The following is a 23,184-nucleotide window of genomic DNA, read 5'->3' as shown; positions in this document are numbered from 1 at the left end:
TTTCTCAGGAGGATCAATCGTGAACACGTTAATACAAGAAACAAAAACAATTACATACCCGGCCAAAGGAACTCTTCCGTTTCCTGCGGACATTCGCTACCGCAGAAACAAGACACTGTTTCTGAGCAGGCAGCAACAACTTCCTTATCAGCAATATGAAGCACTTGCGGCTGCTTTTGTTATCTGGGTACACCGGATGACGGGAGAAGAAATGCTGCAGATAGACTTTCACCGAAATGGACGGTATTATCCTGCAGAAGTAATATTTGCAAAAGGAATAACGGCAAATGCCGTTATTAGCAGTGTGGAACAGGCGCTGCAAGGAGCAGGAAATGAAACAGGTACATGCATACTGGTTTTTTCAGACAGTGGAATATTGAGCGAAGCAGCCGATCTGCAATTTACGAAAACAGGAATGGAATTTTATTTATCAGGCCAGGAGTCAATTATTAACGAGTCATGCGAAAACAGATATTTGGACAGCTTTGAGATTTTGGCCAGGGATATGATTGCTTTTCCGGAAAAAGATATTTTAGACTTGGAGCTCCTGACTTCTGAGGATAAAATGCTGTGGCAAAAATTTAACAGTACGGAAAAGCAATACCCGGCCGGCCGGACATTGCATGCCGTCTTTTCAGAAACAGCCCGTTTATATCCTGATCAAACGGCTCTTTCGTCTGAAGCCGGTTCTGTTACCTTTGCGGAGCTGGACAGCCGATCTAACCAGATCGCCCGTTACTTGCAGGATAGCGGAATTCGAAAAGGAGAGTATGTCTCGGTCTACATGGAGCGGAGCGTTGAAATGATCACTGCCATGCTCGGTATTCTTAAAGCTGGCGCTGTTTATGTGCCATTGAGCCCTGACAATCCTAAAGCAAGAACACGGTACATTATTCAGGATTCTGCATCAAAAGCAGTGCTCACACAGGAAGCTTATACAGCAGAGCTTGAAGAAATGCTGGGCGGACTGGAGACAACGATTGTGCCGATCAGCGCAATCAAAGCGGAAGGAGCTCCTTTTTCTGACGGCACAGAGGAAACGCAGCTTGCTTATATTATTTATACATCCGGCTCGACTGGAAATCCAAAAGGAGTGAAAATTTCCCATAAAAGCATTGTCGGGCTTGGGTATGCATTAACCGATATTTTTCCCACTACTTCTGAAGATGTACTGACACAGTTTTATACGCTGACATTTGACGCTTCTCTTTTAGAGCTCTGTCCTATGATGTTTACAGGGGCGCGGCTTCATCTGCTTACAAAAGCGGAACGGGTAGACGTTTCTTCCTTTGCACAGATGGTAACAAGAGAGGGGATTACATATATCCCTGCTGTGCCGGTAAGTGTGTTAAAGCAATTTTCACTTTATGCTGATGAGAAAGAAGCAGCCTGCTTTTCCGGTATAAAATCATGGGGTGTCTGCGGAGAAGCTCTGACCGGGGAAGTTGTTCGTTTGTTTCAAGATAAATTTGGCCTGATTGAGCTGGTAAATCTGTATGGTCCGACAGAGTGTACGGTCATCTCAACCTTTTATAAAGTAACAGGCAGGCTGGAAGAAGGCGTGATCAATATACCGATCGGGAAGCCGGTACACAACTATAAAACGTATATTGTGAACGATAACATGAAATTATGCCCTATTGGGGTGGAAGGCGAACTGTTAATTGAAACAGAAGGGCTGTCAGCCGGTTATATTAATCTGCCTGAAAAAACAGCCGCCGCTTTTGTTCAGGTACCTTTCAGCCAGGATACGGTTTATCGTTCCGGTGACATAGTGAAAATGCTGCCGGATGGAGAGATCGAATTTGTCGGAAGAAAAGATTTGCAGGTCAAGATACGCGGCTTCCGTGTAGAATTAAGTGAAATTGAAGATGCGCTTGCTCAGTCAGTTCTGATTGCTAACGCGGCAGTTGTAACAAAAGAAGTGAATGGCGATACGGTTCTTGCTGCTTATTATTCAACAAAGGATGATATGACGATCGATTCAAAAACACTAATCGAATATCTTTCCGAGAAGCTGCCTCCTTACATGGTTCCTTCTTATTTTGTTAAGCTGGCATCCATCCCGCTGTCGCCAACAGGCAAGGTAGACCGCAAGTATTTATCCTCGCTGCCTCTTGCCCAAACAAATGAGGGAGATAAAAAGCTGCCTGTTACAGATACAGAAAAAAGAATTGCAGAAGCATGGCAGGAGAGCCTGGGTATCCGTACAGTCGGAGTGGATGAGAACTTTTTTGAACTGGGAGGCCATTCCTTAAAAGTACTGGGAGCCTTATCGCTGCTTAAAAAAGATTTTCCTGCTTTGAAAATTAACGACTTTTTTACGCATCCAACGATTCAGGAGCTGGCTCAAAAAGCGGACAGTGCAAAAGAGGAACGCCAGGAAAGCATTTTTCCAGCGGATGAAATCAAGCTTGTGGAGCACCCGGTAAAGCTGAAAGCAGCCCGGGTATCGAAACTTGTGGACCAGACGGATATTCTTTTAACAGGCGCAACCGGCTACCTGGGATCGCATCTTTTGATAGAGCTTATAAAAGAAACAAACGCCCGTATTTATGTACTTGTCAGAGGCAGCAGCAGAGCGGAAGCAGAGCAAAAAGTAAAATCGGCTCTTGAGATGTATGCACCGGCTGATTTTTGGAATATGTATAATGCCGACGAGCGAATCCAAATAGTTGCGGGGGATTTCAGTAAAGAGCAGCTAGGGCTGTCAGTGGAAGACAAACAGCTGATCGAATCAAGGGTGAATGCCATTCTTCACTGCGGTGCCGATGTACGGCACTTTGGTGATCAGGAGTCCTTCCATTCCGCCAATGTAAAAGGAACAGAGCATTTATTAAAGCTGGCTGCCAGGCTGGATGGCTGCCGGTTCCATTATGTGTCAACGATCGGTATCCCGGAAGATCTGGCAATGGAAGGCCATTGGGACGCCTTCCTCGCGTCCGACCGGATTTCAGAAGCGCCAGCCGTCAGCAGTTTATATACAAACAGCAAGCTGGAATCGGAAAAGCTCGTTGAAGCATTTTATCAAAATGGGCTGCCTGTGACCATCGTACGTCCCGGAAATATCAGCTGCCAGCATAAAACAGGTATTTTTCAAAAAAATATTGACGCCAATGCGGTTTACAGGATGATTAAAAGCTTTATTCTGTTAGGAAAAGCACCGGATGTTCAAGCTAATATGGATTTCACGATGGTTGACTATGCGAGCAAAGCCATCAGAGGAATCGTGACAGACGATCAGGCAGTCGGCGGGATTTTTCACATATGCAATCCGCACAGCCTGCCGTATACAGCGTTAATCAGCAGTCTGGCATCTTATGGCTATCAAGTTGATTTGCTGCCTCCGGCGGAGTTTGAGTCGTGGCTATATTCGGATGAGCGCAAGAGCCGGGAGGGAGTGGAGCTGGCTATTGCCGGTTTAGAAGGAGACGGCGCTAAAAATTCGCCGATCACATACGCCTGCCCTCAAACAACAAAAGCGGCGGGCGCAAAGGGTATTGTTTGTCCCGAGCCAGATGAAGCATTTATCCATCGGCTGCTTGATTATGCAGTGAATGCCGGCTACCTGCCCCGGCCTGCCGGCAAGTAAGAAAGAAAAAGCATGAACAGCTTAACAAACGCCGCCTCGGTGTGCTGGATAGAGGCGAGCTACCGCTTAACAGTTTACGAGGCGTTATATGAGTCTATTCATGAAACAGAAGGGCTGTATCTGGATAAGTATTTGTCATTTGAAAGCAGATATGACTCTTTGCTAGGGCTTGCCTTAGCCAAGTATGTAACAGGAAACCCTTTTGCTGTCCTGTGCCATGATGAAAAGGGAAAGCCATATATACGGGAAGCTTCAGGGGAATTGTCTATCACGCACAGCAGTGGAATTGCTGCTGCAGCCTGGTCCGAATGGAAAATAGGCATAGATTTGGAAAAAAACTTCCGGAAAACAGATGTGGAGCGGCTGGCAGCGGCTGATCTGTTCGGGGCAGAAGGAAAAGCGATTTCCCTCAGTGAATGGACCGCTCTCTGGACAAAGCTGGAAGCTTATGTGAAAATGCTTGGCAGCGGATTTCTGGAAGATCCCGAATTAGTTATTGCAGAAATAACAAAATCCAAAAATAAAAAAGAAAACAACTTGTTCTTCTACACCGTTCCTTTTAAGGAAAATATGACGCTGTCGATCTGTTCCGAAAAAGCTGCCCGGTACACGATACAGGAGCTGTCAGAAGAAGAACTGGTCAATAATCAACTTTTATTCAAAACGTCTCAGTCATTTTTTGACTGAGGCGTTTTGGCGCATATATTTATATTGTTAAAGAGATTTCCTGATTATGCTAAAATAAATGTACATAATGAGAAACTTAGTACCACTGCCAATGGACAGGGAAAGAAACCAGTTTGCAAAAGATGGAGGTTTTCTACATGAAAAAGGTCGTATTAGCAGGCGGTACAGGGTTTATTGGCCATTATTTTAAATCAAAATTTGAGAAAATCGGCTACGAAGTCCACATCATTTCACGGCAGTCGCCGTACATCTCGTGGGATGATCAAAACGGAATAAAAGAAGCGCTGGAAGGAGCCGAGCTGCTAGTTAATCTGGCAGGAAAATCTGTCAACTGCCGATATAATGAAAAAAACAAACAGGAAATTATGAATTCAAGAGTGCAAACGACAACGCTGCTTGGAGAGTCAGTTCTGGCCTGTAAGAACCCGCCAAAGGCCTGGATGAACTCAAGCACAGCCACCATTTATCGGCATTCAGAAGACCGGCCGATGACAGAAGAAACGGGGGAAATAGGTTCTGGATTTTCGGTGGATGTTGCCACAGCCTGGGAGAAAACCTTTTTTTCGTTCGATCTGCCTGAAACAAGGCAAATTGCCCTGCGTATCGCCATTGTATTGGGCAAAGAGGGAGGCGTGATGACTCCTTACCGCAATCTGGCAAGGTTTGGGATGGGCGGTGTTCAAGGGAGCGGCAGGCAGATGTTCAGCTGGGTTCATATCGAGGACTTGTTTCAAATTATTCTTTTCTTAAAAGATAGAGAAGACTTGAGCGGCATTTTTAACTGCTCGGCTCCGCATCCTGTTACAAACCGCGAATTGATGCAAAAGCTAAGATCAGCAATGAATGTCCGTTTCGGCCTGCCGTCGCCTGGGTGGCTGCTGGAGCTTGGCGCCAGGGTTATCAAAACGGAAACGGAGCTAGTGCTCAAAAGCCGATGGGTCCTCCCAGAAAGGCTGGAGCAGGAAGGCTACGTTTTCACCTTTAAAACACTTGATAATGCATTTCAGCATATTTTATCCAAATAAACCGGAATGGACAAACATTTGCCGGAGGAAGATGCATTTCTTTCTTTTGTATATGGTAAACTATCTAAAAGAAACATTTGCAGAAGAAGAGGTGCTTTATGATAAAAAAAGTTATCAGTCTGGCGGTACTTGCCGGCATTCTCATACTGGGCATCACCCAAAAAGAGGCGCTCCTCGAAATTGTAAACGAGGGCGGGACATATTCCATTCTCATCAGCATGGTACTGGTGGCCATTTGCGTATTCGTGCCAATCGTTCCGTTTCCAGTGCTGGCGGGATTAATTGGCGGCATTTTTGGCACTCCTCAAGGCGTTATCATTACGCTCAGCGGCTCGATGCTTGGGACCATGCTGTTGTTTTATATTGCCCGGTACGGCTTTAAAGAGTGGGCGCAGGCGAAAATTTCGCAGCATCCCCAGGTAAAAGAGTATGAGGAAAAGCTAAATAAAAATGCGTTCCTGGCTATTTTATTTGTCCGTTTAATCCCTATTGTGCCATCGCCAGTTGTTAATATTGTCTGTGGGCTGAGTAAAGTAAACGGACTTGTTTTTCTCGTTGCCTCAGCGATTGGGAAATTGCCGAATATTCTCCTGCTGTCATTTGCCGGAGCGAGTTTTTCTGAAAATAAATGGTTTTCTTTTGGGCTATATGGATTCTATGTGCTTGTTATTATGATCATCAATTATATTATTGTCTATAGGAAAATGAACAAAGCGCCGGAATAATCCGGTGCTTTTTAGTATGACAGCAGTTTTCCTCTCAGGTGAAACGAAAAATAAAAAAGAAAGAAAAATTAAGAAAAAGAGAGATTTTAAGAGAAAAAAGAAGAGTTGAAAAGTATATGAAAACCATTAAAAACAGCAGTAACAGCGTACCGGCAGGCAATGGATCAGTACGGAAAAGCGATTATCAACGTAAAAGCAAGGTAACCACTAGAGTAGAACCCTCCAGCCGGCTCTCTGTTGTTAAAGAGAATTGGCTTTTTTGTAGCGAAAGCACAGAGCTTTAAAAGAAGGCAGGCGAAGCCCGGCCATCCGAAAAAAAGGGCTAGACGCCCAGTTTGTTTTTCAGCCGTCTTTTTTGAAGAGGCTGTCTCAGCTTTTCTGGTTTAGTGCCCCGCTTTGCCGATCGGTCAATCCAGAAAATTACAGTGAGGGAAAAGCCGATAAAGGAAAATACCCAGAAGATTCCTGTAAGTCCGTTAATCCCGGCTGAAAGCAGTATAACTAATATAATATAAAGCGTAATCAAACTTTGGCCAATCACTTTTAAACTGACTTTTTTCAAGGAAATGGCATGTTTAACACTACGGATACAGCGGAACACCTGCCAGGCAAAAACAGCGACGGTCACAAAGAAAAAGGTATAAGACACGGCTTTTACTGCATTTCCCATCGTCAGCCATTCCAGCGATGCGACACGGCTAATAATGTCTTCCATCTCTCACCGTTCCTCTCTTTTATATTTTTATACCTCCTATCATGCCCAGAAGGAAAAAATATAAACCTGTTATTTATGTTACTGGATTCCCGGTTTTCTGTCTTCCTTTTTATAAGGGTGAAGCCTTTCTGCAGCGGTTAACAGCAGCAGGAAGATGAATCGATCCATTTAGCCGGATACTGCAAAAGAGGATTCCCTTGTTATGAGATTGTTTTATATACAGCTAGATGATCCGGCTGCTTATAAATATAATATCCATGAAACGCAGTGATTTTGTTTAATGAAATAGCGGCTTTTCCTCGCATGAAACCGGACTGAAACCATGGTGTCAGCTTATCCAGTTTGATAGAATAAAAAATAAGATCAAGGCTTCCCTAAACCGGGGAAGCCTTTTTAACAGAGTGAGAGGTGTATGGGATGGGAGAATCTATTGTACCAATTTTGATAATTGGATTGATCGGCTATGTGCTGTTTAAATGCGGCCTGCTTAAAATGGTAGTAAAAATAGGCTATGCATACAAACATTTTGGCGATAAGCTGAGCGTATCATATAAAAAGTTCCATGGAGCTGAATACTATTCGTTTTTTTTCAGACATGGAGAAGTGGCGGCTCTTACCTATGAAGTAACAGTTGAAGAAGGAGAGCTTTGCCTCGAATGGAGGGACGGAAAAGAAACGGTCTGGCGAGAGATATTTACAGAAAGCAGGCAGGGAACGTATACGCTAAAAGCGAAGCACCGGCTGCATGTGCTCGAGATTAAAGGCAAAAAAACAAAAGGCGGCTTTCGGGTTACATTCAGCCGCCAGCAGTCAGGTGCTTAATTTTCAACCTGCTCCGTCACCAGCAGTGAACGATTCCACCTGTTGTTCATAGCCTGGGCAGAAGCCCAGAGATTTTCAAGGAGCCTGGCCATCATCTGCTTTGAGGGCACCCGGCCGTACTGCTGGAAGAAAGTAAAATACTGCAGGTAAAGAAAAGAAGAAGCAGGCAGATGGATATGCTCCAAATAGTAGCGGTTTTCGGTAACGGTTGCAATGGAGCGGGTTTCAAAACCGGCCAGAAAGCGGGTCCGCCGGCCATTGTATTTATTCTCGATAAAGTGGATGCACTGCATGACGGAAGGATCATCCTCACCGTCAGCATTGGCGATGCGCAGCTGCCTGCTGGCGGGAATATCATCCAAATCTTCAGCGAATACAGTCGTATGAACAAATGCTTTATCAAAGTCATCCAGCTGAGGAGCAAGGTTCATGTCCTCAAGATAATCAACCAGCTTTAACGTTACTTCTTCGTCCACATAAGAGGGGCGGTGAACCTGCCGGGCGTATTTTACATCGGTTAATGAAGTGAATTTCCAGCGGACCGCCAGATACCAGCGGTGATGATCGTCTTTCATAATAAAATGAGGTTCCGTTTCATGCCGGTATACTGTAAAACGCGCCGGCCGGTCAAACATAAAAGGTTCAATTTGCTCGGTCCCGCAGCCGGATAAGGTGCCTGGGTATTTAATGGGAACAGCAATATCACAATAAATCATCAAACCACTCCTTCAATAGTAAGAAAACAGTATACGGAAATAGAATGCCGTCTTCTTTCTTTATCCATTCAAAATCGAGGGAAAACTTCCTTTTGAACGTTACAGCGGCCAGCAGACGATGCTGTCTTTTAAATGCTTTTAAAAAATAGGTCTCCGGTACAGCCTGGAGGCTTATTACTTCGTTGAATAAAGCGATAGTCTGAAAAACAGTACTGCCAGGCTTATAAAGATTCAAAAAAACTGTGTTATTGGTCATGACCAAATGGTAATATGTTGATAGCAATAATAGCTGAAAGAAACAACAATGGAGGGTACAAATGAAGAAAAAAGCAGCAATGCTGCTGGCAGCGTTCATGTTAGCAGGATGTGGAAATGGATTGTATGATCAATCAATGGAGCAGGGGAAGCTGGCGCTGGCAGGAGGAGAATTTGATAAAGCGCTGGCATCGTTTGAACTGGCACTGGAAGAAAAGCCGGATGACAAGGAAGCAGAGGCAGTTTACAAGCAGCTGTCGGCTTACAAAAACATAGAAGCAGCAGCAGAACAGGCGCAATGGGATCAGGTAGTTGAAGAGGGAAATGCGCTGATAAAAGAAAAAGAACTGGGAAAAAGCTTGAAAAAGCCGGTAGAACAGTTTATACATACAGCTCAAGCAGCCAAAGAAAATGAGCAGCTTGCAGCGGAAAAAGTCGACACGGCCAAACAGCTGGCAGAAGACAAAAAATACGAAGAGGCACAGGAGGTGATTGATGAAATTAAGCAGGATGAAAACCTGCAGGCTGCTTATGCCGGCTTTGCAAGCGAGGTGGATAAAATTGCGGCCGATATTCAATCCGGGCAGCAAAATGAAGCCGAAGCAGAAAAAGAAGCAGCTGTTCAAGCAGCCGAGGAAGCTGCCGCTGCTGTGGCAGTAAGCCAAAAAACCACCTATTATCAAAAGCTGGATCGTATCGAGCGGGGGCTGGCCGATTTAGATTATATTTATGAAACCGGAACAACCGTTGAAATAAGAGAAGCAGAAACAGAGCGCTATAAACGCTGGGATGATGCTTTAAATGAAATATATGGCGTATTAAAAAAAGAGCTTCCGTCAGGAGAAATGGAACAGCTGCGGCAGGCACAGCGGGAATGGATTAAATTCCGTGATGAAACGGCAGAGGAAGCCGCTTCTTCATTTTCGGGAGGATCATGGGAATCGGTCCAATACAAAAGCACACAGGCAGATGTAACAAGAAATCGCTGTTATGAGCTGGTGGACCGGTATATGGATTAATCTTTTTAAAAAAAAGAAGCGGGCCCACAAAAATTGCGGGCCTGCTTCTTTTCAGTTAGAGGTAGTACTCGGAATTGAACCGAGGATAAAGGTTTTGCAGACCTTTGCCTTACCGCTTGGCTATACTACCATGTTTTTTTGTTCCTTTAATACTTATAAACCTATTATACTTTTTTTTCTATAAAAGTCAATATTTTCTTTTTGTAAAATTTATAATATTTTTAGAAAGCAACAGTGATCAATTTTTGATATAAAGATAGTTTATTCGCGGATTAAAGCATTTATGCTAAAAAACATGTTGGAAATGATTTCTAATATGAGACAGAGCCTTATTCCACTTCTACTGTTCAGGGGATGGCATTATTTTTAGGTCTTTTATTACGCTTTTCAGATTAACACATTCTTTTTTTCAACAGCATGAAACCGCCCGTGAAGTTTTTTTTTATGGCTTAGTAAAAATTTTTACGAAGGAACAGTGGTAAACTGCGAGAAGTGGATACAATAAAGAGTAAATGGGTAAAAAGGCGGCTGCCGGGCAAATTCTTCTTTTAACCGAACGCAAGGCAGATTACACCCATACCCAACCTAAACGTGATATGATACCAAATGAAAAAAGTGAATAGATGGAGGATAAGATGTACAGAGTATTACTTTACTACCAATATGTACCGATAGATGATCCAGAAGTGTTTGCAGCGGAGCATAAGGAATTTTGCGAGGAACTTGAATTGAAAGGGCGCATTTTAGTCGCGAAAGAAGGCATCAACGGAACAGTCTCCGGCACAAAAGAGCAGACGGACCGCTATATGGAAGCAATGCATGCCGATCCGCGCTTTAAGGATATGGTGTTTAAGATTGATGAAGCAGAAGGCCATGCCTTTAAAAAAATGAAGGTTCGTCCGCGTCCGGAACTGGTCACGCTCCGCCTTGAAGAGGATATCAATCCTCTTGAATTAACCGGTGAATATGCGGAGCCAAAGGAATTTCTAAAAGCAATGAAAGAAGAAAATACGGTTATTCTTGATGCACGCAACACATATGAACACGACCTGGGCCATTTTAAAGGCGCTATTCGGCCGGATGTTGAGACATTCCGTGAGCTGCCGCAATGGATCCAGGATCACCGGGAAGAGCTGGAAGGCAAAAAGATTTTAACATACTGCACCGGTGGCATCCGCTGTGAAAAGTTTTCCGGCTTTTTAAAGAAGGAAGGCTTTGAAGATGTTATGCAGCTGCATGGAGGCATCGTTTCGTATGGAAAAGACCCGGAAGTCCAGGGAGAAAACTGGGACGGAAAATGCTTTGTTTTTGATGACCGGCTCAGTGTGCCGGTTAACCGTGTAAATCCAAAAGTCGTCGGTAAAGACTTCTTTACCGGGGAACCGTGCGAGCGCTATGTGAGCTGTGCCAACCCGGAATGCAACAAAAAAATTCTGGCATCAGAAGAGTCAGAGCACCGCTTCCTGCGCAGCTGCTCGGAGCATTGCCGGACCCATCCGCGCAACCGGTATATTGAAGAGCATGACCTGACACCTGAAGAAGTCGAAGAGCGCCTCGCAGCTCTTAAGCAGAACGCATAAACAGTGCATTGACAATGATAGTGTTTTCAATTAAAGTAAGACCAACCATATAAATGAAAGGGTGACCCAAGCGAATGAAGTTCTAATCCTATTTTTGAAATGCCATCTAATTGAACCGTTCTTTCAAAAAAACAGCAGTATTTTTTTTGTTGCGCGTTCAATAGGGGTTTCAGAATAGGATGGAGCAGATTCAATCAGGGATACCCCTGCTTTTTTTGCGATGCCTCCTATTCTGAAAAGAAATAGGGGGCATTTTCATGTCCCCATTCCATCAAGAGGGGATGAGAAAGTGAATATAGTAGAAGCCAAACAAATTCGTTTAGAGGCAAAGGACCGGCTGCTGGCATCCATTGAACATCTTGTGATTCAGGAGAAAGACCGGATTGGCCTGGTCGGCAAAAATGGCAGCGGAAAAACAACCCTGCTGCATGTTTTAGCAGGAAAAGCAAAGGCAAGCGAGGGCACGATAATCAGAAGGGGATTAATTGAGCTGCTGCCACAGCTGAAACGAGCAGATTTGGGCAAAAGCGGCGGGGAAATCACACAGCGATATGTGAATGAAGCATTTTACAGCGGAGCAAAACTGCTCCTGGCAGATGAGCCTACTGCCCATCTTGACAGGCGCCACGTCGAATGGGTTGAAAAAAAGCTGGTGGAATGGCCGGAAGCATTTGTTGTTGTCTCCCATGACCGGGCTTTTTTAGATGCCGTCTGCACAACAATTTGGGAGATAACAGAAACGGGCTTTTATATATACAAAGGAAATTATTCCGCCTATGAGATGCAAAAAGAAGAGAGACGGCATCGTAATGAACTGGAAGCGGAAAAATACGAGCAGACCAAAAGGAAACTGGAGCAGGCAATTGCGGCAAAGCAGAAAAAAGCGAAACGAGCTGTGAAAAAACCGAAATCGGTTGGCCTGTCTGAAGCGCGCAATGTTAAGCCTTATTACGCTAAAAAGCAAAAAAAGCTCCAGACAGCTGCCAAATCATTAGAAACCAGGCTTGAAAAGCTGGAGAAGATCGAAAAGCCCCAGGAACTTCCACCGGTTCAGATCACGGCACAGCACCAGGAAAGTTTGAAAGGACGGGTCGTTATTCGGGCAGAAAAAGTGGAAGGAAAAGCAGGGAAGCAGGATCTCTGGAAAGCCGCCGACTTTTTTATTTATGGCGGTGATAAAACGGTGCTGATTGGACCGAATGGCAGTGGCAAAACAACACTTTTAGAGAAAATTGTCCATCGGCACGAGGGTATTTCGATCGCGCCGGCTGTTTCAGTTGGCTACTTTAGCCAGCACCTTACAATTTTAAAGCCCTCTCGCACAATTATTGAGAATGTAAAAGAAGCATCCGGCCAGGATGAATCACTTATCCGTACTGTGCTTGCACGGATTGGCTTTTGGGGAGAAGACGTCTTTAAAAAAGTATCGGTGCTGAGCGGTGGCGAGCGGGTAAAAACAGCGCTTGTAAAACTGCTTGTCAGTGATGCAAACGTGCTTATTTTGGACGAACCGACCAATTTTCTTGATATTCAAGCAGTTGAAGCACTGGAATCTCTTTTAGCCGAGTACAGGGGAACAGTTCTGTTTACGTCGCATGATAGGCGTTTTGCTGAAAGAATTGCAACAAACGTACTGGCTATTGAAGATGGAAAGCTGGCTGCGTTTACCGGCACTTTACATGAATATAAAGAGAAAAAGATTCTTCCTTCCCATAATGAAAAAGCAGAAAAGCTGCTTTTGCTTGAAACAAAGATTGCCGAAGTAGTCAGCAGATTAAGCCTGGAACCAGCGGATGAACTCGAACAAGAATTGAAACGGCTTCTGCGGAAAAAGCAAGCCCTAACGAAGTGAAAGAAGGCTGCCCTTTCCAGAAAGGACAGCCCAGAGTGTAGACCAAGTTAGAAGGAAGGCTGATTGAAAACGCCTGTTCTTCCGGCAAGTGACGCCGAAAGGAAGCGTTTGTCAACAGCCTTTTACTTAATGCATAATTTCTTTTAAATCTTCAATGCCAACCTGTGTCCGTTCTTCGCCGGGGCCCCGCAAATGAACGGTTGCTGTTTTCTCGTCCTCGTGTATGCGGTCAATCCAGACAGATACGCCGTTAAATTGAACTTCTATATCCGAAGAAGGAGTGGAAACAATTTGTTTTGCACGCTGAACGTCCATGAGATCACCTCCGAAAAGTGGTAAAATTACTTGTTTTTCGCTTTCTGGTTTTTATTGAGCCTTTTCTGACGCAGACTGCTCAATTCTGCCAGTTCCCGGGCATATTCTTCGTTTACACTGTGTGCTGCTATTCGCAGGTTTTTCGGAGTTTGTGAAAGAACCCGTTCGCCGTTGCTGCCTGCTTTATGTTCATCTTTTCCCATTTTGTCCGCTCCCTTCGTTAATCCGTCCGGTCTGTCGATGCTCTCATTCGTTCCTGCGGATGAGTATTAATAGTGCCATTTGCGCGTTTGGATGCATAAGCTGCTTTTGCTCGGGCTTTTCCAGCTTCGCCTTTCATGGTTGTAATAGGGAAATCTTTTGCTTTGTTTCTCAATGCTCTCCCTCCCATTGGGGCTCAATTATGCGTTTCCGCCCAGTTAGTATGAGATAGAAAACAGGAATTATCAGTTCATTTTTTGTGTAAATGATGGATGTATTGTTCTGAGGTTTCAGGCAAAGCTACAAACAATATATTTTTATCTGCAGGGCTTCCTATCGGGCGGATATGCTGTTTTTGGCTGCAACTGATTATCTTGGTAAGCGCTTTTTTCCTATGTATTGCTGCCTTTGATGGGAAACGAGAGGCGGCTGATAAAGGAAAAGAGGAACTGATTACCGGATCGGAGCTGGGGAGAGTGAAGAAAAAATGGAGATCAAGGTTTTTTGCTTTTATAATTAGTATTACGCTGGCTTTAGGCAGCAACAAAGCCATGGCAGGCGAAAAGCATAAAGAGCTTTTAAATGTGTCGCACCGCGGCGCTTCAGGCTATGCTCCTGAACATACCCTCATTTCCTATGAAATGGGCGAAAAGCTAAACGGAGACTATATTGAAATTGATTTGCAAATGACCAAAGACAAGCAGCTGGTTGCCATGCACGATGAAACGCTTGACCGGACCACTAATGGAAAAGGGTTTGTAAAGAATTATACATTAGCTGAAATTAAGCAGCTTGATGCAGGAAGCTGGTTTAATAAAAAATATCCCCAAAACAGGAAACGGGCCTACGAAGGAGCTACGGTTCCAACACTCGAAGAGATCTTCCAGTACTTCGGGCCAAATGCAAATTATTATATTGAAACAAAATCCCCGCAGGTTTATCCGGAAATGGAAAACGAGCTTCTCTACCTTATAAATAAATACGGAATTAACAAAAATACTCTCCTTATACAGTCGTTCAGTGCGGAAAGTCTACTCAAAATCCATGAACTTGATCATTCGATTAAGCTTGTTCAATTGTTTTTATATACATCTGAGGCAGTTATCACAGAGGAAGAAATCAAAGCAATAAAGAAATATGCGATTGGCATCGGACCAAATTACGCCTTTTTAAGTAAAGAGTACGTGGAGAAAGTAACGGCCAGCGGGCTTGAAATCCATCCGTACACAGTAAATGATAAAGAAACGATGAAGACGCTGATTGACTGGGGAGTGACTGGTATGTTTACCAATTTTCCGGATGTACTGTTTAATGTAAAAAAGGAATCAGCAAAGGCCACAGCAGGCTGATTGGAAACGCCCGGATTTTTATCCGAGCGCAGGGTGGTATGAGAGCAGAGGCCGCTTTCTTTTTAAGAAATAGAAGCGCACTGAATAAAATAAGAAAAGAGCCTGGCCATCTCGATGCTTCCCGGAACCATTGATTCGGGGTGCCATTGTACACCAATGACAAACACATCCCCGTCCATCTCTGCCGCTTCAATCAAATGATCAGGACTGTAGCCGACAGCTTTAAGCCCTTTACCGAGCTTGTCAATTGCCTGGTGATGCAGGCTGTTTACATGTAAAGTGGTGTTTTGAATGATTTTTGCCAGCTTTGAATGGCTGGTGAAGGTGACCGGGTGGGTAGGAGTCGATCGGTGGATCGTCTGGGAATGCTGAATGCGGCTGTTTACTTGACTTGGAATATCCTGCCACAATGTGCCGCCGAGTGCAACATTGATCACCTGCAGGCCGCGGCAGATGGCAAAGACCGGTTTGTTTTGCTTTAATACTAAATCGGTCAGCTCGAGTTCAAATTTATCCCGTTCCGCAAAAACAGAACCTAATTTTTCGTGAGCATGCTGGCCGTAGTAAAGCGGGTCAACATCTTCTCCTCCGCTTAAAATAAAGCCGTCGCACATTTCAAGATAATCAGGAATAAAATTTGAAGGAGCAGCCGGCAGAATAATGGGAATGCCTCCAGCCTTAAATACCGCACGGTGATAGTCGTGATGAATATATACTCCTTCTGAATTGAGGGTTTGGCGGACATACGAACTTGTAATGCCGATAACAGGAGCCTTTTTCATATTTCTCCTCCTTTACCTGCTTATCCAGGCTGTTTTGATGGCCGCTGTCCTGCTGTTGAAACAAAGTATCTTCCTTTCTTTTCAGTGAATGAAAGACAATTTAAATCGGAAAGGCTTAACGAGCAGGGAAAGAGGCGCTGCTTTATTTTATTCGAATCCCGATTTCCTTGTGAGAGAGCAATTTGGCTAAGCGGCAGCTGGGAAATAGTTAAGAAAACAAGCAGCGAAGGGCAGGACTTTCGCATTTTCATCCATAAACCGCTACACTGAAAGAAACATCCTGTTATGAAATGGAAAAAGGAGAGAACAAAATGAAGTGCAAAGTAAATCAAAAAGCGGCAAAAGCATTAAAGAAAATGCTTGATACACCCGAAGCAGAAGGAAAAATGATCCGTGTGGAAGTAACAGAGCATCATGGTAACCATGCTCATTATGCTATTTCACTGGATACGCCAAAAGAGCATGATGTAGTTATTCACACAGATAAGGACATCGACATCATACTTGACAGCCGGGAAGAATTTTTGGATGGCATCTTTGTTCAATACTTTTTTGTGCCAGAGGAAGGGTTCGTCGTGACAAACTCGTCAAAGGGCGGCCAGCATCATCATTAAGCAAAAAAGACGCCAGGGCGGCGTCTTTTTTTTATGTAAAGGAGTTTTAAGAAGAAACGCATTACAGAAAGAAAAATGTCGATTTTTGCGGGCGCATGATTTACTATCAAAGTATAATACTTTTCGTTATCAAACCGGTCAGGGGGTGTTAGGTGCCAAATGTTCAAACGGGGAAAGGTTATTTTAGCAGGAGCTTTTGCCGCAGCCGCTGCTATCATTTTCTTGATCAGCTTAAAAGCAGAAGAAATTGTAAACAAAGAAGCGGCTGTTCAAGAAGAAGCCAGAATAAAGGTTTGTATTTTAACGTCTGATGCACCGGAAGATCAGAGCTGGAGCAGCCTCGCTTACAAAGGCATGCTTCAAATAGAGGACCAGTTTCCGGTTGAAGCGGAGCTGGTGAGTAACATACATTCCGAAGCGCAAATGAGAAAAAGTATTGACCGGGCAGTGCATGAAGGAGCAAAAGTCATTATTGGACATGGACGGGAATACGCGGGCTCTTTTGATAGGGCTGCCGCCGTTTATCCGGATGTGCAGTTTGCGAATTTGCATGGGAAAGCAAAAAAAGCCAACCATACGTCTTATATATATAAGCAGAACGCTGTTGAATTTGAGCGGATTGCCGCTCTGGCTGCTTCTATGAAAACAAAAACGAATAAAATCGGTTTAATTGATCCGGTAGAAGACCGGCTGTTTCATCCGGGATTTGAAGAAGGACTTGATAAGTTTGCGCCAGAAGCAGAATTTTATTATGAAGTAACGGGCGATTGGGAAGATGAAACGAAGGCTGTCCAGGCTGCCAAAGAAATGATCGATAATGGAGTTGATGTTCTTTATTCCAGAGGAAATGGGTTTAACCGGGCTGTTATTAATTATGCGGCGAAGCGGGGAGTTTACGTGATCGGTTATATGGATAATCAATCGTATCTGGGAAAAGAAGTTGTTTTGACGAGTGTTGTTAACGATATACCGAAAGTTTACGAAGCCATAATGAAGGATTACTTTAGTGAAAAAGGAATGCCTGGCGGTATGGCAATGCTCACGAATAAGGACGGTTTGTTTTCACTTACACCGCTCGGTCCTATGTACACAGAAAAAGAGAGGCAGCAGATTCAAGCAGAAATGGATAAGCTGAACTGATGCAAAAAGGAAGCAGGTTATGAAAAAACGATTTATTCATATGTCTTTCCGTCATAAAATTTTAATAGTCTTATTAATCAATACGATGTTATTAAGCGGGTTTTCCCTGGTTTTTGTGCAGTCCATCGAGGATGTGCAAACCGTTGGCCAGCGGATTAATCAAACGGATATTCCTGAAGTAGTATGGATTTCCCACTGGGAAGAAGATTTAAATATAAAGAAGTACATCGTTGAAAATTATTTGTCAGGCAGCTCGGAAAGCACATTAATAGACGTATATAAGAAGCAGGATCAAAAAGCCGTCCAGCTTATAAGAGGAGAAGAGGTAGCAGTTCCGTCAACGCTTGAGCCGTTTGGCCGTGAGATTGATCGTCTGGATTTTTTAATTGAAAATAATGTTCAGGGCCTTTTGCTTAACAACAGCAACGAGAAGGCGGCCGCATTTTTAACAAACAATTATTTGCCGGAGCTGAACCGGCTCAAAGCAAAGCTGGAGGAAAAAGAAGCGGCTACGCTTTCTTCACTGAGCGGGCGGGCAGGCCGATTTTCCGAAATTATTAAAACAGCGCTGGTTTTGCTGTTGTTTTTTACAACCGCTGCGCTCATTTTATCTATTTATGCTTCCCACTGGATCAGCCGGAGCCTCACAAAGCCAATTGAAAAAGTGGTTAAAAGTGTAGACGCCATTGCCAGAGGGCGATACGGCCTGGAAATAACGGCAGTAGAGCAGGAAGAGCTGAAAGCTATAACAAATTCTATCAATAAAATGTCGAACCGTTTAAAAGAATCGTTTCAGGAAATAACGGAAGGTAAAATATATCAGGAACAGATTGTCAATTCACTGCCTATCGGCATTATTACAAGCGACGATAAAACGGGCTCAATTTCTTTAAATACCTTCGCCAAGCACTTGCTAAAAGCGCGGGAAGACACCATTCAGTGCCTGGCAGAAGCTGATTTCGAACAAAATGAAGCGTTCTGGAAAATTTTAAAGTCAAAGCGTATTTGTCAAAATGAAAGAATCTCTTTTTCGATCAATGAGCAATCCTACCAGCTTCTTGTATCTCAAGCAGCGTTAGTGAATGAGCAGGGAGAGGGAATCGGACGGATTTTTTATTTTATTGATTTTACAAAAATGAACGAGCTTGAACAGCGAATGCGGCAGTCGGAGAAATTGGCGGTTGTCGGTGAAATGGCCGCAGGGGCTGCCCATGAAATCCGCAACCCGCTGGCTGTTATTCACGGGTTTCTTACATTAATGGACCAGACTTTTTCGAAGAAAGAGAAAGAGCAGTACTACCTTCCGCTTATTTTAAAAGAAATCAGCCGGATTAATTTGATTATTGAAAATATGCTGCTGATGTCCAAGCCTGAAGCGCCTATTTTAAAAGAGACAAAGATGGAAGACTTAATCCAGGACATTTTGCCGCTTATTACAGAGTCAGTGCAGAAGGATATCCATTTTACTCTTTCTTTGGATGCTCAGCCTTTGCATGTAGATCAGAATCAAATGAAGCAGATTTTTCATAATTTAATTCGCAACAGTATAGAAGCGATAAAAGAAAAAGGCCATATTTCCATTCAGTCAACGGTTAAGAAGGGCTGGTACTGCATTTATTTACAGGATACAGGAACCGGTATACCCGAGGAAATGCAAAAAACATTATTTGATCCTTTCTCAACCTCTAAAGAGGGAGGCACCGGCCTTGGTCTTCCGCTCGTTCAGCGGATGATTGAAAGCCATGGCGGAACGATTAAGCTGCTGTCTACATCAGAAGCCGGCACAACATTTTGTATTTCCCTGCCGATTTCGTAAAAAAGTGTGGCGTATTCTGCCACACTTTTTTATATATCCGCCTCCTTCACCGGCTGCTTAAATAGTGTATTCATATGATGAACAATAACCTGCTTTATTGTTTCTTTCGGCAGCCGTTTAGAATCAAGCATAGCGTGAAGAGCCAGACCGTCAACCAGTGCATAAAGCCGTTCCGTTTCAATAGCAGGATTGACCGCTTCTTTTAAAAGGCCTGCCTGAAAAAGACCGGTTACAATACGCTCTACTCCTTCATACATTCCATCCTCCGCCGGCTGTTTATGGTGGGTGCCCGCCATCACAAAATGAAACCAGACAGACATTTCCACCTCGCTTTCCTTGTTGTAGGGAATCAGTTCAAGCAAAATACGGATACTGGCCTGCTCAGGCGGGCAGCCTGATTGTAAAATGGACTCGATCCTTTCTGCTACCCGCTTTTTAACGAGATTCATTGCATAAAAAAGCAATTCGTCCTGGGATGAAAAGTAATGGCGAAGCGAGCCGAGTGATACATCGGCTTCAGCTGCGACAGCACGGACAGTCGCCCCTTCTATTCCTTTCTTTACAATAACATTCCACGTGGCTTCGGCAATTCGCTGTTTTCGTTGATCGTGATCGACAATTTTAGGCATATCTTTATTATAGCAAAAAAGACGCCGGAGAACTTTTTTTGATACAGTTGTATTTAATAAGTTGATGTGTTATTCTTTAAATAATACAAATGTATTATTTAAAAGGAGAGATCAAGTTGAATACAATTGCATGGCTGATTGTTGCCTGTGAAATTTCTTTCTGGCTGGTTATCCTGGCGGGGCTGACAACAAGGTATCTGTTCAAAAAAGAAAAAGCGGGCTTTTTCTTTTTAGCGCTCACACCCTTTATTGACCTGCTGCTGCTTTGCTTCACATTTATTGATTTACAACGCGGTGCAACCGCAACAATTGCTCATGGAATAGCTGCAATTTATATTGGAATCTCTCTTGCTTATGGAAAAAGTATGATACGCTGGGCAGACAGGAGATTTCGTTATTATGTACTCAAAGAAGGAGGAAAGAAGGAGAAAAAAACCGGCCTGGCATTTGCCAGACAAGAGGCAAAGGGACTGGGGCGGCACGTTGCTGCCTATGCCATTGGAGCCGGGCTTCTCTATGGCATTATTCTTTTTATCGGTGATTCGGAGCGGACTGAAGCGCTTCAGCAGGTGCTGCGTATATGGAGTCTTGTTCTGGCCATCGATGCTGCTATAACAGCCAGCTATTTTATCTGGCCTAAGCAAGCCAAAAAAACGCACTGAAACAAGCGCGTTTTTTTATTTAGATAACACATCAAAAAATTTACGTTCTGAGACCAGTTTGACAGCACTGCCTCTGGCCTGCCATTCCTTTGCTTTTCGAATTTGCAAAGACAGCTGGCCGTTCCGGTACTTTTTCGCATCGGATTCGCCGACGATTAAATAATCGGTGTCTTTTTTGACTGTAGAGTGAATAGTTGCCCCGAGGCTTTTCACAAGATCGATAGCTTCCTGCCGCTTCATCGCTGTAAGTGTGCCGGTAAAAGCGATCGCTTTTTGCGAAAAAGGATGCGCTGCGGTTTTTGCAGGCTGCTTTCGTTTCGAGATGGGTTTCTTTTTTTTGAAGGAATCGCCATGTATATACCCGAAGGAGTAATTAGCTTTTTCAAGCAGCATATCAATAGAACTGTAATTGTTCGACATGCCGTTCACGATAACCGCACACGCTATAGCATCTTCGAGTGCATTATGATGATTAAAGGTAAAGTTGAAGTGGCCGGCTACAACATTTAATTTATTTGATGGAAGCGTCAAGAGAGACTTGGCAAGCATACAAGAGCAGAAATAAGGATTGTTCGGCAGGGTCAGCTGGTGTTTGCCTGCTGTGCCGCGCAAAACATTAATATCAAACTGGGCAAAATGAGCAACGATAGGATCATTTCCAATGAATGCTAGTATTTCGTCGAATATATCGGCAAACGAAGGGGCATCCTGCACATCTTCTGGCCGGATGCCATGTACGGCAATGTTTCTGGCATCAAACCGTTCACCCGGGTTTACTAACGAATAATAGGTGCGGTCAATTTCTCCATTTACAACTTTCGCCAGTCCGATCGAGCAGACACTGCTTCCGCTGGCGTTTGCCGTTTCGAAATCAAGAGCAGTGAAATTTTTCAAAGCGGAATCCTTCCTTTATGATAAAGTGGTAGAATAAGTGTACTGTTTTTCAGCATGAAAAACAATTAACAGCCCAACTATGATAAACTAGCAGAAAGAATGCACAGCAGGCAGGTGTTTAGATGATTAAATTTGGCTGGGCACTTACGTCCATTGGCTTTATTTCCATTATTTGCGGACTTCTTTATCCGTTTGGTGCAATTACAAAAGAGATATTTCTTTTTTTGTTAATTGGAGGAGCATTAGTAATGTTTATCGGTTCCATGGTTCGCACATTTGGCATTTTAAAAAAGAAATAACAAAATCCGCTGTCAGCCGGCAGCGGATTTTTTGTAGAGAAAGCACGGCTGCACTATTTCGGCAGAAACATAATAACCTGTGTTTAGTTTCTGTGGATTGTGGAAATAACATAAAAGAAGCAAGACAAAGGAGGCAGACACAAATGTCAGATAAGGATATCAAATCAAACGATTCCGTAGAACAGCAAAGAAAAAAAGAACGAGGCGAAGATATCGAGCCGCAGCGTGCTCCCGATAAAAAAGAGCCCCGCCCCGAAGATAAAAACCCTGACGATTTTGAATAAATCGTCAGGGTTTTTTGTTTTGATTTAAAAAGATTCTGCCAGGGAGCGAAAAAATATGTCAAAATAAGCAGGAGAACATAATGAAAAGAGGACCAATGTGAACCAATTTGTTTATACAGTTAATTATAGTGAAGAAGATCAAGGGCTTGCTGAAATGGAGCTGCGGGCTTTTTTTGGCCCGGATGCATCGGGACCGATCCTTAAAAGCAGCATTGATCTTGATTTGAACCGGAGTCCCTTTATACGGGAAAAAATAGATGTGAAGCTTGAAGGAGAAACGCCTGCAGATATTATTAAACAAGCAGGCGGCATCCATCTTGGCGATGAAACTTTTAAAGTTACTTTTGTTAAAATCAATAATCTGCCGGCAAATGAGAAAGTCGAATATAAAGAACGAAAGGAAATTGAACGGGCAATAGGCTGGGAAATCAATGGAGACGCAGACTTGAAAAATCCCGACCGCCATTTTGGTATTGCTGCCTGCGGCGGCCGCTGGTATTTCGGGGAATATCAAAAAAATAAACGAGTATGGACAGAGCATATTAAAAAGCCGCGTGAATATTCAACTGCTTTAAGCGCCCGGGATGCACGCGCCATTGCAAATATTGCCGTGCCAGACCCCGCTGGCATCAGGGCGATTGATCCATGCTGCGGAATTGGTACTGTTTTGGTAGAAGCGCTGTCGATGGGCATTCAAATAGAAGGCCGCGACATAAATCCGCTGGTAGCCGATGGGGCACGTGAAAACATTGCTTTTTTCGGGCTTGAAGGAAAGGTTGCCTTCGGGCCGATTGCAGATGTAAAGGAGCATTATGATGTGGCAGTTATTGATATGCCGTACGATCTATGCACACACGCAACACTGGCGGAACAGCAGGACATTTTAATACATGCCCGCAGGATTGCCCGAAAATTAGTAGTTGTTTCCGTAAACTCGATTGAAGAAATGATTTCTCAAGCGGGGTTTAACATTCAAGACCGCTGCATTGCCAAAAAAGGCACATTTTCAAGGCGGATTTTAGTGTGTAACTAAGAGAAAGACACTTTTGAGAGTGTCTCAGGCTGTTGATAAACGCTTGCTTTCGGCGTCACTTGCCGTCTGTGAGTGCTCATGACCTCAAAAAGGTCACTCCGCTTCCCAGCCGGCGGCGTTCCTGGAAAGCTAAACGTTTTCAATCAGCCTGCTTTCTAACTTTGTCTACACTCTCAGG

General features: G+C 43.8%; 25 protein-coding genes and 1 tRNA gene. 17 read left to right on the top strand and 9 right to left on the bottom strand.

Annotation, left to right across the window (positions count from 1 at the left end):
* Positions 1-19 precede the first annotated feature (19 nt).
* The 5 genes from VP98_RS10390 (at position 20) to VP98_RS10370 (ending at position 6,313) form a co-directional block, all read left to right on the top strand.
* Complete coding sequence (locus VP98_RS10390) at positions 20-3,592, top strand: non-ribosomal peptide synthetase family protein (protein WP_082087908.1); 3,573 nt, start codon at positions 20-22, stop codon at positions 3,590-3,592.
* Between the two features lie 12 nt (positions 3,593-3,604).
* Positions 3,605-4,279 (top strand): 4'-phosphopantetheinyl transferase family protein, encoded by a 675-nt coding sequence (locus VP98_RS10385; RefSeq protein ID WP_046175296.1) that lies wholly within the window; start codon positions 3,605-3,607, stop codon positions 4,277-4,279.
* A gap of 137 nt (positions 4,280-4,416) precedes the next feature.
* Positions 4,417-5,304, top strand: a complete 888-nt coding sequence (locus VP98_RS10380) for a TIGR01777 family oxidoreductase (RefSeq protein ID WP_046175295.1) — start codon at positions 4,417-4,419, stop codon at positions 5,302-5,304.
* A gap of 98 nt (positions 5,305-5,402) precedes the next feature.
* The gene (locus VP98_RS10375; protein ID WP_046175294.1) at positions 5,403-6,029 is read left to right on the top strand and encodes a TVP38/TMEM64 family protein; all 627 of its coding nucleotides are present in this window, start codon (positions 5,403-5,405) and stop codon (positions 6,027-6,029) included.
* A 38-nt stretch (positions 6,030-6,067) separates the two neighbouring features.
* Positions 6,068-6,313, top strand: a complete 246-nt coding sequence (locus VP98_RS10370) for a hypothetical protein (protein ID WP_046175293.1) — start codon at positions 6,068-6,070, stop codon at positions 6,311-6,313.
* A 38-nt stretch (positions 6,314-6,351) separates the two neighbouring features.
* Here VP98_RS10370 and VP98_RS10365 read toward each other — a convergent pair whose 3' ends face one another.
* Positions 6,352-6,744 carry a hypothetical protein gene (locus VP98_RS10365; RefSeq protein ID WP_046175292.1) on the bottom strand — a complete coding sequence of 131 codons (393 nt, stop codon included), beginning with the start codon at positions 6,742-6,744 and terminating at the stop codon, positions 6,352-6,354.
* A gap of 417 nt (positions 6,745-7,161) precedes the next feature.
* Between VP98_RS10365 and VP98_RS10360 the strand changes: the two genes are divergently transcribed.
* Entirely contained in the window at positions 7,162-7,566 is a 405-nt protein-coding gene (locus VP98_RS10360; protein ID WP_046175291.1) for a hypothetical protein, read from the top strand.
* Here VP98_RS10360 and VP98_RS10355 read toward each other — a convergent pair.
* Positions 7,563-8,282 carry a hypothetical protein gene (locus VP98_RS10355; protein WP_046175290.1) on the bottom strand — a complete coding sequence of 240 codons (720 nt, stop codon included), beginning with the start codon at positions 8,280-8,282 and terminating at the stop codon, positions 7,563-7,565. The two genes, VP98_RS10360 and VP98_RS10355, sit on opposite strands and share 4 nt — an antisense overlap.
* Before the next feature lie 317 nt (positions 8,283-8,599).
* Between VP98_RS10355 and VP98_RS18300 the strand changes: the two genes are divergently transcribed.
* On the top strand, positions 8,600-9,556 hold the full coding sequence (locus tag VP98_RS18300) for a lysozyme inhibitor LprI family protein (protein WP_052712205.1): 957 nt from the start codon (positions 8,600-8,602) through the stop codon (positions 9,554-9,556).
* A 59-nt stretch (positions 9,557-9,615) separates the two neighbouring features.
* Here the strand turns inward: VP98_RS18300 and VP98_RS10340 are convergent.
* Positions 9,616-9,686 (bottom strand) — tRNA-Cys (locus tag VP98_RS10340).
* Between the two features lie 493 nt (positions 9,687-10,179).
* Here VP98_RS10340 and trhO point away from each other — a divergent pair.
* Positions 10,180-11,136 (top strand): oxygen-dependent tRNA uridine(34) hydroxylase TrhO, encoded by a 957-nt coding sequence (trhO, locus tag VP98_RS10335; RefSeq protein WP_046175288.1) that lies wholly within the window; start codon positions 10,180-10,182, stop codon positions 11,134-11,136.
* Positions 11,137-11,425: 289 nt separating this feature from the next.
* A complete protein-coding gene (gene abc-f, locus VP98_RS10330) occupies positions 11,426-12,988 on the top strand; it encodes a ribosomal protection-like ABC-F family protein (RefSeq protein ID WP_046175287.1) in 1,563 nt (520 codons plus the stop codon).
* A 126-nt stretch (positions 12,989-13,114) separates the two neighbouring features.
* On the opposite strand, the gene VP98_RS10325 is transcribed toward abc-f, so the two are convergent.
* From VP98_RS10325 to sspK, 3 genes are read right to left on the bottom strand one after another with little or no spacing between them, the layout of a single operon-like run.
* Positions 13,115-13,303, bottom strand: a complete 189-nt coding sequence (locus VP98_RS10325; protein ID WP_046175286.1) for an H-type small acid-soluble spore protein — start codon at positions 13,301-13,303, stop codon at positions 13,115-13,117.
* 26 nt (positions 13,304-13,329) lie between these two features.
* On the bottom strand, positions 13,330-13,506 hold the full coding sequence (locus VP98_RS18890) for a hypothetical protein (RefSeq protein WP_156151362.1): 177 nt from the start codon (positions 13,504-13,506) through the stop codon (positions 13,330-13,332).
* Positions 13,507-13,523: 17 nt separating this feature from the next.
* Positions 13,524-13,679 carry a small, acid-soluble spore protein K gene (sspK, locus tag VP98_RS10320; RefSeq protein ID WP_046175285.1) on the bottom strand — a complete coding sequence of 52 codons (156 nt, stop codon included), beginning with the start codon at positions 13,677-13,679 and terminating at the stop codon, positions 13,524-13,526.
* Positions 13,680-13,980: 301 nt separating this feature from the next.
* Here sspK and VP98_RS10315 point away from each other — a divergent pair, with 301 nt between their 5' ends.
* Complete coding sequence (locus tag VP98_RS10315; RefSeq protein ID WP_046175492.1) at positions 13,981-14,853, top strand: glycerophosphodiester phosphodiesterase; 873 nt, start codon at positions 13,981-13,983, stop codon at positions 14,851-14,853.
* Positions 14,854-14,915: 62 nt separating this feature from the next.
* On the opposite strand, the gene VP98_RS10310 is transcribed toward VP98_RS10315, so the two are convergent.
* On the bottom strand, positions 14,916-15,635 hold the full coding sequence (locus tag VP98_RS10310) for a gamma-glutamyl-gamma-aminobutyrate hydrolase family protein (protein ID WP_046175284.1): 720 nt from the start codon (positions 15,633-15,635) through the stop codon (positions 14,916-14,918).
* Positions 15,636-15,946: 311 nt separating this feature from the next.
* On the opposite strand from VP98_RS10310, the gene VP98_RS10305 reads away from it, so the two are divergent.
* From VP98_RS10305 to VP98_RS10295, 3 genes are all read left to right on the top strand, one after another.
* The gene (locus VP98_RS10305; RefSeq protein ID WP_046175283.1) at positions 15,947-16,249 is read left to right on the top strand and encodes an iron-sulfur cluster assembly accessory protein; all 303 of its coding nucleotides are present in this window, start codon (positions 15,947-15,949) and stop codon (positions 16,247-16,249) included.
* 159 nt (positions 16,250-16,408) lie between these two features.
* A complete protein-coding gene (locus tag VP98_RS10300) occupies positions 16,409-17,389 on the top strand; it encodes a BMP family ABC transporter substrate-binding protein (protein WP_046175282.1) in 981 nt (326 codons plus the stop codon).
* Positions 17,390-17,408: 19 nt separating this feature from the next.
* Positions 17,409-19,205 (top strand): sensor histidine kinase, encoded by a 1,797-nt coding sequence (locus VP98_RS10295; RefSeq protein WP_046175281.1) that lies wholly within the window; start codon positions 17,409-17,411, stop codon positions 19,203-19,205.
* A 29-nt stretch (positions 19,206-19,234) separates the two neighbouring features.
* Here VP98_RS10295 and VP98_RS10290 read toward each other — a convergent pair whose 3' ends face one another.
* Positions 19,235-19,834, bottom strand: a complete 600-nt coding sequence (locus VP98_RS10290) for a TetR/AcrR family transcriptional regulator (RefSeq protein WP_046175280.1) — start codon at positions 19,832-19,834, stop codon at positions 19,235-19,237.
* 116 nt (positions 19,835-19,950) lie between these two features.
* Between VP98_RS10290 and VP98_RS10285 the strand changes: the two genes are divergently transcribed.
* On the top strand, positions 19,951-20,496 hold the full coding sequence (locus VP98_RS10285) for a hypothetical protein (protein ID WP_046175279.1): 546 nt from the start codon (positions 19,951-19,953) through the stop codon (positions 20,494-20,496).
* Positions 20,497-20,511: 15 nt separating this feature from the next.
* Here the strand turns inward: VP98_RS10285 and VP98_RS19100 are convergent, their stop codons facing one another.
* Positions 20,512-21,390 carry an exonuclease domain-containing protein gene (locus VP98_RS19100; protein WP_197076581.1) on the bottom strand — a complete coding sequence of 293 codons (879 nt, stop codon included), beginning with the start codon at positions 21,388-21,390 and terminating at the stop codon, positions 20,512-20,514.
* A gap of 122 nt (positions 21,391-21,512) precedes the next feature.
* Between VP98_RS19100 and VP98_RS19095 the strand changes: the two genes are divergently transcribed.
* The 3 genes from VP98_RS19095 to VP98_RS10275 all read left to right on the top strand — a co-directional run bounded on the left by VP98_RS19095 (position 21,513) and on the right by VP98_RS10275 (position 23,006).
* Complete coding sequence (locus VP98_RS19095) at positions 21,513-21,689, top strand: hypothetical protein (RefSeq protein WP_197076580.1); 177 nt, start codon at positions 21,513-21,515, stop codon at positions 21,687-21,689.
* A gap of 143 nt (positions 21,690-21,832) precedes the next feature.
* A complete protein-coding gene (locus tag VP98_RS18885; RefSeq protein WP_156151360.1) occupies positions 21,833-21,973 on the top strand; it encodes a 3-methyladenine DNA glycosylase in 141 nt (46 codons plus the stop codon).
* A 154-nt stretch (positions 21,974-22,127) separates the two neighbouring features.
* Positions 22,128-23,006 carry a TRM11 family SAM-dependent methyltransferase gene (locus VP98_RS10275; protein ID WP_082087919.1) on the top strand — a complete coding sequence of 293 codons (879 nt, stop codon included), beginning with the start codon at positions 22,128-22,130 and terminating at the stop codon, positions 23,004-23,006.
* The last annotated feature ends 178 nt before the right edge of the window (positions 23,007-23,184 follow it).

The sequence above is a fragment of the Domibacillus indicus genome (assembly GCF_000970685.1).
Classification (GTDB): domain Bacteria; phylum Bacillota; class Bacilli; order Bacillales; family Domibacillaceae; genus Domibacillus; species Domibacillus indicus.
The sequence above is the reverse complement of the archived record's forward strand: the minus strand, read 5'-3'. Positions and strand labels throughout refer to the sequence as shown.

Coding starts and splice junctions, on each gene's coding strand:
- VP98_RS10305 (WP_046175283.1), top strand. CDS start 15,947: ATGAAGTGCAAAGTAAATCAAAAAGCGGCAAAAGCATTAAAGAAAATG.
- VP98_RS19095 (WP_197076580.1), top strand. CDS start 21,513: ATGATTAAATTTGGCTGGGCACTTACGTCCATTGGCTTTATTTCCATT.
- VP98_RS10300 (WP_046175282.1), top strand. CDS start 16,409: ATGTTCAAACGGGGAAAGGTTATTTTAGCAGGAGCTTTTGCCGCAGCC.
- trhO (WP_046175288.1), top strand. CDS start 10,180: ATGGAGGATAAGATGTACAGAGTATTACTTTACTACCAATATGTACCG.
- VP98_RS10380 (WP_046175295.1), top strand. CDS start 4,417: ATGAAAAAGGTCGTATTAGCAGGCGGTACAGGGTTTATTGGCCATTAT.
- VP98_RS18890 (WP_156151362.1), bottom strand. CDS start 13,506: ATGGGAAAAGATGAACATAAAGCAGGCAGCAACGGCGAACGGGTTCTT.
- VP98_RS10295 (WP_046175281.1), top strand. CDS start 17,409: ATGAAAAAACGATTTATTCATATGTCTTTCCGTCATAAAATTTTAATA.
- VP98_RS10290 (WP_046175280.1), bottom strand. CDS start 19,834: ATGCCTAAAATTGTCGATCACGATCAACGAAAACAGCGAATTGCCGAA.
- VP98_RS18300 (WP_052712205.1), top strand. CDS start 8,600: ATGAAGAAAAAAGCAGCAATGCTGCTGGCAGCGTTCATGTTAGCAGGA.
- VP98_RS10355 (WP_046175290.1), bottom strand. CDS start 8,282: ATGATTTATTGTGATATTGCTGTTCCCATTAAATACCCAGGCACCTTA.
- VP98_RS10385 (WP_046175296.1), top strand. CDS start 3,605: ATGAACAGCTTAACAAACGCCGCCTCGGTGTGCTGGATAGAGGCGAGC.
- VP98_RS10365 (WP_046175292.1), bottom strand. CDS start 6,744: ATGGAAGACATTATTAGCCGTGTCGCATCGCTGGAATGGCTGACGATG.
- VP98_RS10310 (WP_046175284.1), bottom strand. CDS start 15,635: ATGAAAAAGGCTCCTGTTATCGGCATTACAAGTTCGTATGTCCGCCAA.
- VP98_RS10275 (WP_082087919.1), top strand. CDS start 22,128: ATGGAGCTGCGGGCTTTTTTTGGCCCGGATGCATCGGGACCGATCCTT.
- VP98_RS10325 (WP_046175286.1), bottom strand. CDS start 13,303: ATGGACGTTCAGCGTGCAAAACAAATTGTTTCCACTCCTTCTTCGGAT.
- VP98_RS10360 (WP_046175291.1), top strand. CDS start 7,162: ATGGGAGAATCTATTGTACCAATTTTGATAATTGGATTGATCGGCTAT.
- VP98_RS10375 (WP_046175294.1), top strand. CDS start 5,403: ATGATAAAAAAAGTTATCAGTCTGGCGGTACTTGCCGGCATTCTCATA.
- VP98_RS18885 (WP_156151360.1), top strand. CDS start 21,833: ATGTCAGATAAGGATATCAAATCAAACGATTCCGTAGAACAGCAAAGA.